The 11,114-nt window shown below is 66.2% G+C and carries 10 protein-coding genes and 1 riboswitch; of the genes, 5 read left to right on the plus strand and 5 right to left on the minus strand.

The window, feature by feature from the left end:
- Positions 1–23 precede the first annotated feature (23 nt).
- Both LZ005_RS16170 and LZ005_RS16175 read right to left on the minus strand, forming a co-directional pair.
- Positions 24–1,307 carry a porin gene (locus tag LZ005_RS16170; RefSeq protein WP_237809264.1) on the minus strand — a complete coding sequence of 428 codons (1,284 nt, stop codon included), beginning with the start codon at positions 1,305–1,307 and terminating at the stop codon, positions 24–26.
- 194 nt (positions 1,308–1,501) lie between these two features.
- Positions 1,502–2,575, minus strand: coding sequence for a porin (locus tag LZ005_RS16175; RefSeq protein WP_237809268.1), 1,074 nt, complete (start codon positions 2,573–2,575; stop codon positions 1,502–1,504).
- A 342-nt stretch (positions 2,576–2,917) separates the two neighbouring features.
- On the opposite strand from LZ005_RS16175, the gene LZ005_RS16180 reads away from it, so the two are divergent.
- Positions 2,918–4,429, plus strand: a complete 1,512-nt coding sequence (locus tag LZ005_RS16180) for a tetratricopeptide repeat protein (protein WP_237809269.1) — start codon at positions 2,918–2,920, stop codon at positions 4,427–4,429.
- On the opposite strand, the gene dapF is transcribed toward LZ005_RS16180, so the two are convergent.
- Genes dapF through LZ005_RS16195 form a run of 3 tightly spaced genes read right to left on the minus strand, consistent with a single transcriptional unit; the run spans position 4,426 to position 7,017 of the window.
- Positions 4,426–5,280 carry a diaminopimelate epimerase gene (gene dapF, locus LZ005_RS16185; RefSeq protein WP_237809270.1) on the minus strand — a complete coding sequence of 285 codons (855 nt, stop codon included), beginning with the start codon at positions 5,278–5,280 and terminating at the stop codon, positions 4,426–4,428. The two genes, LZ005_RS16180 and dapF, sit on opposite strands and share 4 nt — an antisense overlap.
- 25 nt (positions 5,281–5,305) lie before the next feature.
- A complete protein-coding gene (locus tag LZ005_RS16190; protein WP_237809271.1) occupies positions 5,306–6,175 on the minus strand; it encodes a lipid A biosynthesis acyltransferase in 870 nt (289 codons plus the stop codon).
- On the minus strand, positions 6,172–7,017 hold the full coding sequence (locus LZ005_RS16195; protein WP_237809273.1) for a lysophospholipid acyltransferase family protein: 846 nt from the start codon (positions 7,015–7,017) through the stop codon (positions 6,172–6,174). Before LZ005_RS16195 ends, LZ005_RS16190 begins: the two co-directional genes overlap by 4 nt.
- Positions 7,018–7,176: 159 nt before the next feature.
- On the opposite strand from LZ005_RS16195, the gene metK reads away from it, so the two are divergent.
- The 4 genes from metK to metF all read left to right on the plus strand — a co-directional run bounded on the left by metK (position 7,177) and on the right by metF (position 11,102).
- Entirely contained in the window at positions 7,177–8,340 is a 1,164-nt protein-coding gene (gene metK / locus LZ005_RS16200; protein WP_237809275.1) for a methionine adenosyltransferase, read from the plus strand.
- A 52-nt stretch (positions 8,341–8,392) separates the two neighbouring features.
- Positions 8,393–8,468, plus strand: a riboswitch (S-adenosyl-L-homocysteine riboswitch).
- A 29-nt stretch (positions 8,469–8,497) separates the two neighbouring features.
- Positions 8,498–9,925, plus strand: a complete 1,428-nt coding sequence (ahcY, locus tag LZ005_RS16205; RefSeq protein WP_237809277.1) for an adenosylhomocysteinase — start codon at positions 8,498–8,500, stop codon at positions 9,923–9,925.
- 9 nt (positions 9,926–9,934) lie between these two features.
- Positions 9,935–10,288, plus strand: a complete 354-nt coding sequence (locus LZ005_RS16210) for a phage holin family protein (protein WP_237809279.1) — start codon at positions 9,935–9,937, stop codon at positions 10,286–10,288.
- Positions 10,275–11,102 (plus strand): methylenetetrahydrofolate reductase [NAD(P)H], encoded by an 828-nt coding sequence (metF, locus tag LZ005_RS16215; protein ID WP_237809280.1) that lies wholly within the window; start codon positions 10,275–10,277, stop codon positions 11,100–11,102. Before LZ005_RS16210 ends, metF begins: the two co-directional genes overlap by 14 nt.
- Positions 11,103–11,114 lie beyond the last annotated feature (12 nt).

The following is an 11,114-nucleotide window of genomic DNA, read 5'->3' on the forward strand; positions in this document are numbered from 1 at the left end:
CTTGGTGTCGCGCGGCGCGCCGCTCAGAACTTGTGGCGGATGCCGATCTGGATCGAGCGGCCGGTTTCGCCCGGGGCGGCGGTGAAGCCACCGGGCGCACCAGCGGTGCTCGGTGCGTACTGGGCGTCGTTGGTGTTCTTGATGATGCCGAGCACGGTGTAGACATCGGTACGCTTGGACAGGAAGTAGTCGTAACCGACTGCGTACTGGGTGGCGTCCGAGTTCGACACGCTGCGGTCGTTCTGGCGCGCGAGCGAGGCCATCACGCGGCCGGCGCCGATGCGGTAGTGGAAACCAACCTGCACGCTGTTGGCGTCGATCTGGCTGTTGCGCGTGATATTCGGCACGAACACATTGTTGCGCAGGGCCAGCTGGGTCGGGCTGGTGGCGCCGCCCAGCAGCGGGGCGATACCGCTATCCCAGCCGGCGATGTAGTCCTTCAGCAGCACCGAGTTCTGGTTCTTCTGATCGTGGAAGCCGAAGAACAGCTTCCAGTTGTCGATCGAGTAGGAGCCGCCGATGGTGGTGGTGGTCAGCGAGACATTGTCGTTCTGGTCGTAGCCACGGTTGTAGCCGACGCCGACGTCCCACGGGCCCTTCTTGTAGGTCAGGTTGGCGGCCGTGAATTTGTTGTAGCGGCCCAGGTAGCCCGAGCCCTTGGTGCCGTACATCAGGGCAGCGCCGATGCCGTCCACGGCGACGCGCCACTGGACCGACTTCTGCGAGCGGATGTCGGCGCCCAGCGCCTGGAAGCCGGCCGAACCGCCGGTGATGCCGCCCCAGGTGCCGGCCGTGCCCGATTCAAACACGTCGGCGCTGTTGAACACTTCATAGCCCGGGGTGTACATGCGGCCCAGCAGCACGGCGCCGAACGGGGTGATCAGGCCGACCATCGAGGTGCGGTCGAAGATCGCGTTTTCCGGGTTGACGGCGGCGCCGCCTTTCGGCTGCAGCGCGCTGCGCACGCCGGCCAGCACGGCGGCCGGCAGGGCGCTCATGCCCTTGGTCAGGTAGTAGCCCTGGTTTTCCGTCACCAGGGTCGGCGACTGCTTGCCGGTGTCCATTTCGACGCGGGCTTCGAGGTTGAAGATGGCCTTGTAGCCACCGCCCATGTCTTCCGTGCCCTTGAAGCCGATACGCGAGCCGTCGGCAATGCCGCTGGCCAGTTTCAGCGGGGCGCCGGCGGTCTTCACAAAGCCGGCATCGGCGATACCGTAGATCTGGATACTGGAATCATTGGCGAGGGCGAGGGCGGGGGCGGCGGCGAATGCGGCCGCCAGGGCTGCAGCGAGAACTTGGGTCTTCATCGGGTCTCCGAAATGGGAATTATTTTTGTGTCGTAAATTAGTACGCGCGTACTAATTTCATACTATTAACTATGCCATGGGGCCACCACGCTGTACAGAAAGGACGTGGAAGCGGTTGCATAAAACAGACAGGGCGGACATGCTGGCATGTCCGCCCTGGTGTCAGGCATCAGGCTGCGCAGGCAGCCGTCGGCTTAGAAGTTGTGCAGGATACCGAGCGAGTAAGCGCGGAAGTCCACAGCGGCGCGGGCCTTCTGGGTCACAGCGTCGTTGGCGCGGCTCGGGGTGTCACCTTTCTTGTTGGTGGCATCCACGTACAGATAGGTGCGCTTGGACAGCGAGTACTCATAGCCGAGCGAGAACTGCTTGGTCTTGGCCAGGCCTTCCGGCGATTTCTGGCCATAACCCAGCAGGAACTTGCCCGGGCCGTAGTTGACGTGGGCGCCGATCACCCAGGCCTTGACGGTCGAGTCGAAGGCTTTGGTGTGTTCCATGTCCAGCTTGGTGTACGAAGCCATCAGCTTGACGTCGGCATTGGCCTGCACCGAGGCGCCCAGCATGGTGGCCTTGGTTTCGATGGCATTGCGCTCGTAAGCGATGAAGGCGTTCAGCTGGCCGCTCTTGTACTGGCCGGCGATCGAGAACGGGTTGGTGCTGCCTTCGGCGTTGGCGGCGTATTGCGGTGCGGCGGCGGTGCCGCGGCCCACGATGGCGACGCTGCCATTGGCTTCCTTGGTGGCCATGTCGGCGAACACCGAGAAGCCGTTGACTTCCGGCGAGTTATAGAACACAGCGTTGCTGTGACGGTTGCCCGAGTTGCCGGCGCCCGAGGACGGGTCCGAGTTCAGGCCAGCGACCATCACGTCGGCGTGGAAGCCGGTGACCGAGGGCAGACCGTGCCACGGATCGTAGAAGGTGGCGGTTTCTTGCAGGGCGGTCAGGCCACGGCCGATGCGGATGGTACCGAAATCGCCTTGCAGGCCGACGCGCGACTGGCCTTGCCAGAACGGACGGGTGGTCGATTCATTGGTGCCGGTGTCCGGCTCGAAGCGGGTTTCCAGTTGGAACAGGGCTTTCAGGCCGCCGCCCAGATCTTCCACGCCTTTGAAGCCGAGGCGGTTGTTGTCGCGCTTGCCGATGGTCAGGGTCTGGTCATTGCGTTTCACGAAGCCGGCGTCGAGGACACCGTAGATCGTGACCGAGGTTTCCGCATGGGCCACGCCGGCGAAGGCGCCCAGCAGTGCCAGAGTCATCAGAGATTTTTTCATGTGTTCTTCCTTTGTGGGGGTCATTCAATTCAAGGTGTCCTGCGCGGCGCAATCTGACAGGACGCGGGACACGCGCTGCCGGTCACCTTAACTTTTTGCTGCTTTTATTGAGCTTCAATTGTGAATTATGAGGCCCAGCCTCGGTCGAAAGCCAATAATTCACGACAGAGTGTTGTTTTTCCGTAACGCGATTCCGCGCCGGCCGGGGGCCAGGCGGTGCGCACTTTGCCTGCCCGTTCCGGGGCCGTGTTTGCGCTATATCAATACTTGTGCGGGTTCTGTCTGTGCCCGCACAGGGCCTGGCATAGACTGGGTTTTCCCTCGTCTAGCCCCGAACCCGCTATGGCAAATCGTGAAGAACTCGGCATTATCCGCGGCGCCCGTGCCGGGCGCGTGGCCGACCAGCTTGAGCTGGGCCGGCGTTACCTGTTTGGCAGCGCCGGCCTGCCCAAAAGCCTGGCCACGGCCCTGCACTGGCTCGAACGCGCGGCCAGCCAGCATTGTCCGCAGGCCTGGCAGCTGATCGGCGCCCACATCCCGCACGAACTGGCGGTGCGCAGCGCCCGCCCGGTGCTCGGCTGGTATGAGCGCGCCTTCGACGACGGCGTCGTGCGCGCCGGCCTGGTGCTGGCCCAGCTCGTGCTGGGCAATGCCCAGGCCAATCCGCGCCAGCGCGCCAAAGCCCTGCTGGCCCTGGAGGCGGCGGCGCGCGCCGGTCTGCCCGAGGCCCAGTGGCTGCTGGCCCAGCAGCGCCAGGCCGGCAGCGGCGCCAGCCGCGCGCCGGCGCCGCTGCCGGCCGGCCCGGCCCCGTCCTGCGCGCCCGACCAGCTGGCCCTGGCCGACCAGGCCTGGCGCGCCGGCGACCTCGAATCCTTCGTCCACCGCGCGCTGCCGCTGGCGCGCATGCTGGCCGTGCGCGCCGCCGCCGGTCAGCAGGGCCTGGGTCTGGGGCCGGACGACGCCGGCCTGCTGGCGCGCGTGGCCGAGGCGCTCGAAGGCGGGCGCGTCGCCCACAGCGTCGGCACCGAAGAGGTGCAAGGTTTCTGGCAGCTGGCCGCCAGCGCCGGCGACAAGCGCGCCCAGCTGGCCGTCGGCCTGTGGTGCGCGCGCATGCGGCTCGACGGCAGCCGGCTGGCCCTGGGCCACGGCGCCGCCAACTTCAAACGCGCGATCCGCTGGCTGGCCCAGGCCGGCGAGCAGGGCCTGGCCGAGGCCTGGTTCGCCTTGTCACGTATTTATGTGAAGCCGGAGTTTTCGCAGCGAAATGTCGCGGACGCCCAGAAATACCTCGAGCGCGCGGCCGAAATGGGCTACCGCGACGCCCAGCTCGATTGCGGCAACCATTACTGGCGCGCCCGCCGCGAGCACGAAGACAATGACGTACGCGCCCTCTACTGGTGGCAGCAGGCGGCCGCCCAAGGCTGCCTGCAGTCGGCCGCGGCCCTGCGCAAGCTGGCCACGCGCCTGCCGAGCGAGCTGCCGCTGCCGCCGCACAGCACGCCGCCGCGCGCGCGCAGCCTGACCTCGGTGCAGCCGCTGCTGGCCGCGCGCGTCGAGCTGGCCCAGGTGTTCGGCCTGTCGCGTCCCGAGGCCCTGCTGCTCGACGTGCGCGCGGCCGACCGCGGCCACTGCCTGGTGATCGACATCCGCGGCAGCTACCGGCGCAGCAAGCGCCGCCTGGTGATGGTGGAAACGGCGGCCGAGCGCCAATTGCTCGACCGCGTGGCGCGCCTGTTCGAGGGCGTCGATCCGGGCCCGTGCGGGCCCGAGGGCAATTACCGCCAGCGTCTGTACCGTCTCAAGACCTGGCTCGGTGCCGAGGCCGTGGGCGACGAGCTGCAGCTGGCCGCTTAGTCGAGTTCGACCACGCCCTCGAACACGGTGACGGCTGGGCCGGTCATCAGGACCGGCTGGCCGGCGCCGCCCCAGGCGATGCGCAGTTCGCCGCCGCGCGCCTGCACGCGCACGGGCGAATCGAGCAGGCCGCGCCGGATGCCGGCCACCACGGCCGCGCAGGCGCCGCTGCCGCAGGCCAGGGTTTCGCCGGCCCCGCGTTCATACACGCGCAGGCGGATCGCCTGGCGGTTCTCGATCTGCATGAAGCCGGCATTGACGCGGCGCGGAAAGCGCGCGTGGTGTTCGATGACGGGGCCATCGGCCAGCACGGGGAAAGCGTCGACATCGTCGACCACCTGGACCGCATGCGGGTTACCCATCGACACCACCGACACCCAGACCGTCCTGCCATTCACTTCGAGCGGCCACAGCTGGTCCTGGCCCTGGGCCTGGCCCTGCAGGCCGCTGGCGTCGAAGGGCACCTCGGCCGGGGAAAGCACGGGCGCGCCCATGTCGACTGTGATCAGGCCGTCGGCCTCGAGCTGGGGCGCGATCACGCCGCTCATCGTATGGACGCGGATGCGGGTCTTGTCGGTCAGGCCTTTTTCAGTGACGAATTTGACGAAGGCGCGTGCGCCATTGCCGCACTGCTCGACTTCGCCGCCGTCGTTATTAAAGATGCGGTAGCGGAAGTCGCAGTCGGGCCGGTCGGGCGCCTCGACCACGAGGATCTGGTCGGCGCCGATGCCGAAGCGGCGGTCGGCCAGGCGCGCCCACTGGGCCGCGCTCAGCGTCAGCGGGGCGCGGGTGGCGTCGACGACGATGAAGTCGTTGCCGGCGCCATGCATTTTGGTGAAATGGAGTTTCATGCGGCCAGTATAGCCGCTTGCCGCCTCAGGCGTAGAACGAAGGCTCGCCCGGCGGACGCGTCTTGAAGCGCTTGTGCGTCCAGAAATACTCGGCCGGGGCCTCGGCCACGCGCGCCTCGATGAAGGCATTCATCGTGCGGGCGGCGGCCACCATGTCCGTGCCCGGGTAGTTGTCCCAGGCCGGATAGAAGCGCACGCGCCAGCCGGCGAAATTCGGCAGGAAGGTGGCCACCACCGGGATCACGCGCGCGCCGGTGGCGGCGGCGATCCGGCCCGGGGCCGTCAGGGTCGCGGCCGGTACGCCGAAGAAGGGCACGAAGGCGGCGTCCTTGTCGCCGAAGTCCATGTCCGGCAGCATGAAGTAGGGCAGGCCCTCGCGCATCGCGCGCATAATCGGCTTGATGCCTTCCTTGCGCGAGAACAGCTGGACCGGGCGGAAACGCGAGCGCCCGGCGCGCAGCACGGCGTCGAACACCTTGTTTTTCTGCGCCACATAGATCGAGCACAGGCTCGATTCCAGCATCACGGCCACGCCGGCCACGTCGAGGCAGACGAAGTGCGGGCACAGCAGGATGGTCGGGCCGGCCGCGATCTCGGCCAGCGGCACCCCGGGCGCCTCCACCTGAATCAGGCGGCGCAGCCGCGCCGGGCTGGCCCACCACAGGATCGCGCGTTCCCACACGCTGCGCGAATAGGCGCGGAAATGGGCGCGGGCCAGGGTGCGCCGCTCGGCCTCGCTGAGTTCGGGCCGGCACAGGCGCAGATTGGTCAGGGCGATATGGCGGCGCTTGCGCAGCACCAGGAACAGCAGATCGCCGACCAGATTGCCGATCCGGCCCAGAATCGGCAGGGGCAGCCAATGCAGCAGCCACATCAGGCCAATCAGCAGCCTCATGCTGCGGCCTCCGCCGGATCGACGCCATCCGGGGTCTTGTAGCGGTTATAGCTCCAGAAATATTGGGCCGGGCAGCGCGCGATCAGCGCTTCCATTGCCTGGTTGATGGCCAGGGCCGCGCTGGCCGGCGTCGCGCCGAGCGCGCCATCGAAGGGGACGAAACGCACGCGGTAGCCGCGCCCCCAGGCCAGGCGCTCGGCATACACGAGGATGATGACGGCGTCGCCCATCTGGGCCAGCTTGGCCGGCAGGGTCATCGTATAGGCCGGGCGGCCGAAGAAATCGGCCCACACGCCTTCGCCTTCCTGCGGCACCTGGTCCGGCAGCAGGCCGATCGGCTGGCCTTTCTTGAGCGTCTTGGCGAGGATGCGCACGCCCGACAGATTGGCCGGCGCCAGATGCAGATTGGCGCGCGCGCGCGCCCCTTCGATCAGGGGCTTGAGGGCGGCCTTGCGCGGCGGCCGGTACATGACGGTCAGCGCGGTGCGCTGGGCGATCTGCTGGGCCGTGATTTCAAAACAGCCGAGGTGGGGGGTGAGGAAGACGATCCCGCGTCTACTGTCGATTACGCTCTGCACATAGTCCCAGTTGTCGTCCTGCGCGTGGCGCGCCACGCGGGCCGGATCGGCGCACCAGATGAAGGGCAGCTCGACAATGCTCTTGCCCGCCTCGGCAATGGCGGCGCCCAGATGCTGGCCGAAACCAGCGCGCTGTAAATTTTCGCGCAGACGCTGCCGATAAGAGGGGGTCAGCCCGTACACGAGCCAGCCAAGCACGGCCCCGAGGGCATGCAGCAGCCAGAGTGGCAGGTAGGACAGCAGGCGAAACACGAACACAAGCATGGGAATTGACAGATGTAAGAAAAAGCAGCGTAAAATACCACGTCAGTAGGACCGCCGAGTTAATGACAACTTGCGAGGCGGAATATAAATCTCGCTAAAGCGTCGCAAGCCGCATGGTTGTGCGACATGTTCAGAACCAACCATTTGCAGGAGCTTGCGATGTCTAACGACTTCCTCTTCACGTCCGAATCCGTGTCCGAAGGCCATCCGGACAAGGTCGCCGACCAGATTTCCGATTCCATTCTCGACGCCATCCTGGCCCAGGACCCGCACGCCCGCGTGGCCGCCGAAACCCTGTGCAACACCGGTCTGGTGGTGCTGGCTGGCGAGATCACGACCCACGCCAACGTGGATTATATTCAAGTCGCGCGCGAAACCATCAAGCGCATCGGCTACGACAACACCGAGTACGGCATCGACTACAAGGGTTGCGCCGTGCTGGTCGCCTATGACAAGCAGTCGCCCGACATCGCCCAGGGCGTGGACGAAGGCAAGGGTATCGACCTCGACCAGGGCGCCGGCGACCAGGGCCTGATGTTCGGCTACGCCTGCGACGAAACGCCGGAACTGATGCCGGCCCCGATCTATTTCTCGCACCGTCTGGTGGAACGTCAGAGCCAGCTGCGCAAGGACGGTCGTCTGCCCTGGCTGCGTCCGGACGCCAAGTCGCAGGTGACGATGCGCTACCTGGACGGCAAGCCGCACAGCGTCAATACCGTCGTGCTGTCGACCCAGCACGCGCCGGAAATGACCCACAAGCAGATCGAAGAAGCCGTGATCGAAGAGATCATCAAGCCGGTGCTGCCCAAGGAATGGCTGCAGGACACGCGCTTCCTGGTCAACCCGACCGGCCGCTTCGTCATCGGCGGCCCGCAAGGCGACTGCGGCCTGACCGGCCGCAAGATCATCGTCGACACCTACGGCGGCGCCGCCCCGCACGGTGGTGGCGCGTTCTCGGGCAAGGACCCGTCCAAGGTCGACCGCTCGGCCGCCTACGCCGCCCGCTATGTGGCCAAGAACATCGTCGCCGCCGGTCTGGCGCGCCAGTGCCAGGTGCAGGTGTCCTACGCGATCGGCGTGGCGCGCCCGATCAACATCACCGTCTACACGGAAGGCACGGGCGTGATCTCGGACGAGAAGATCGCCCAGCTCGTGCAGGAGCACTTCGACCTGCGTCCGAAAGGCATCGTCCAGATGCTCGACCTGCTGCGCCCGATCTATGCCAAGACCGCCGCCTATGGTCACTTCGGCCGTGAAGAGCCGGAGTTCACCTGGGAGCGTACCGACAAGGCTGCCGCCCTGCGCGCTGCCGCCGGCCTCTAAGCCGGTCCGGTCCGTGCGGGTCGCTGGCCCGCGCGGACCGTGCTATACTGATCCTTCCGAGGAGCGTTGCGACGGGCCAAACAGGCTCGCCAGGCTCGGACCCATCTTCACAACCGCGCTCACGTTACTTTTTTCAAAACACTGAAAGGAGGGCGTGATGAACGCCGTTACCGAAAAATTCACCGACTACATCGTTGCCGACATCGGCCTGGCCGACTGGGGCAATAAAGAAATCAAGATCGCCGAAACCGAAATGCCGGGCCTGATGGCGATCCGCGAGGAATATGCCGCCAGCCAGCCGCTGAAAGGCGCGCGCATCACCGGCTCGCTGCACATGACGATCCAGACCGCGGTGCTGATCCAGACCCTGGAAGCCCTCGGCGCCCAGGTGCGCTGGGCCTCGTGCAACATCTACTCGACCCAGGACCACGCTGCCGCCGCGATCGCCGCCAATGGCACGCCGGTGTTCGCCGTCAAGGGCGAGAACCTGGACGAATACTGGGACTACACCCACCGCATCTTCGAATGGCCGAACGATGCCGCCGGCAATCCGGTCTACTCGAACATGATCCTCGACGACGGCGGCGATGCCACCCTGCTGCTGCACCTGGGCGTGCGCGCCGAGAAGGACCTGGGCGTGCTGGCCAATCCCGGTTCGGAAGAGGAAATCTGCCTGTTCAATGCCATCAAGGCGCGTCTGCAGCAGGACCCGAGCTGGTATTCCAAGCGCCTGCCGCAAATCAAAGGCGTGACCGAAGAAACCACCACCGGCGTGCACCGCCTGTACCAGATGGCCAAGGACGGCAAGCTGGCCTTCCCGGCGATCAACGTCAATGACTCGGTCACCAAGTCCAAGTTCGACAATCTGTACGGCTGCCGCGAATCCCTGGTCGACGGCATCAAGCGCGCCACCGACGTGATGGTGGCCGGCAAGGTCGCCGTGGTGTGCGGCTATGGCGACGTGGGCAAGGGCTCGGCCCAGGCCCTGCGCGCGCTGTCGGCCCAGGTCTGGGTCACCGAGATCGACCCGATCTGCGCCCTGCAGGCCGCGATGGAAGGCTACCGCGTGGTGACGATGGACTATGCGGCCGAGCACGGCGACATCTTCGTCACCGCCACCGGCAACTACCACGTGCTGACCCACGATCACCTGAAGCGCATGAAGGACCAGGCCATCGTCTGTAACATCGGCCACTTCGACAACGAGATCGACGTCGCCTCGCTGCGCCAGTACACCTGGGAAAACATCAAGCCCCAGGTCGACCACGTGATCTTCCCGGATGGCAAGCGCATCATCCTGCTGGCCGAAGGCCGTCTGGTCAACCTCGGCTGCGGCACCGGCCACCCGTCCTACGTGATGAGCTCCTCGTTCGCCAACCAGACGATCGCCCAGATCGAACTGTTCACCAACACGGCCCAGTACCCGGTCGGCGTGTACACGCTGCCCAAGCACCTGGACGAGAAGGTGGCGCGGCTCCAGCTCAAAAAGCTGAACGCCCAGCTGACCGAGCTGACCGACGAGCAGGCCGCCTACATCGGCGTGGCCAAGCAGGGCCCGTACAAGCCCGACCACTACCGCTACTAAGGCGACGCCATGCGCCTGCTTCTGACCTGGCTGATCAATGCGGCGGCGCTGATGGCGCTGCCGTATCTGATGGAATCCGTGCAGGTGAGCAGCATCGGCGCCGCCCTGGTGGCGGCGCTCGTGCTGGGGCTGGTCAACACCCTGATCCGTCCCGTGCTCGTGCTGTTCACCCTGCCGGTGACGATGGTGTCGATGGGCCTGTTCATCCTGATCATCAACGGTTTCCTGATGTGGACCGTGGCGTATTGGGTCGAAGGCTTCCGCATCGCCAGTTTCTGGTCGGCGGTGGGCGCGGCATTGCTGTACAGCGTGATTTCCTGGGCGCTGTCCACGATCCTTCTCGAAAAAAATGCAAACACCTGATTTCAGCATCGAGTTCTTTCCGCCCAAAACGGCGGAAGGGGCCGACAAGCTGCGCGCCGTGCGCGCCCAGCTGGCCGCGCTGGGGCCGCGTTATTTCTCCGTGACCTTTGGCGCCGGTGGCAGCACCCAGCAGGGCACGCTCGATACCGTGCTCGACATCATGGCAGCCGGCCAGGAAGCGGCGCCCCATCTGTCCTGCGTCGGCGGCACGCGCGCGTCGATCGGCGCCATCCTCCAGCAGTACAAGGCGCACGGCATCCGGCGCCTGGTGGCCCTGCGCGGCGACCTGCCGAGCGGCTACGGCGGCATGGGCGAATTCCGCTATGCCAACGAGCTGGTCGAGTTCGTGCGCGCCGAGACCGGCGACTGGTTCCACATCGAAGTGGCCGCCTATCCCGAGATGCATCCCCAGGCCCGCTCGCCGCAGGACGATCTGCGCGCCTTCGTGCGCAAGGTGCAGGCCGGCGCGAACAGCGCGATCACCCAGTATTTCTACAACGCCGACGCCTACTTCCGTTTTGTCGACGAGGTGCGCGCGGCCGGCGTGGACGTGCCCATCGTGCCCGGCATCATGCCGATCACTAACTACACGCAGCTGTCGCGTTTCTCCGAGATGTGCGGCGCCGAGATTCCGCGCTGGGTGCGCCTGAAGCTGGCCAGCTTCGGCGACGACAGTGCGGCCATCAAGGCCTTCGGTCTGGACGTGGTGACGGCCCTGTGCGAGCGCCTGCTGGCCGGCGGCGCGCCGGGCCTGCATTTCTACAGCATGAACCAGGCGGCCGCCACGACCGCCCTGTGGCAGCGCCTGCGCTAAGCCAGTTTCCGC

It is taken from the genome of Massilia sp. TS11 (genome assembly GCF_022012445.1).
GTDB lineage: Bacteria > Pseudomonadota > Gammaproteobacteria > Burkholderiales > Burkholderiaceae_D > Telluria.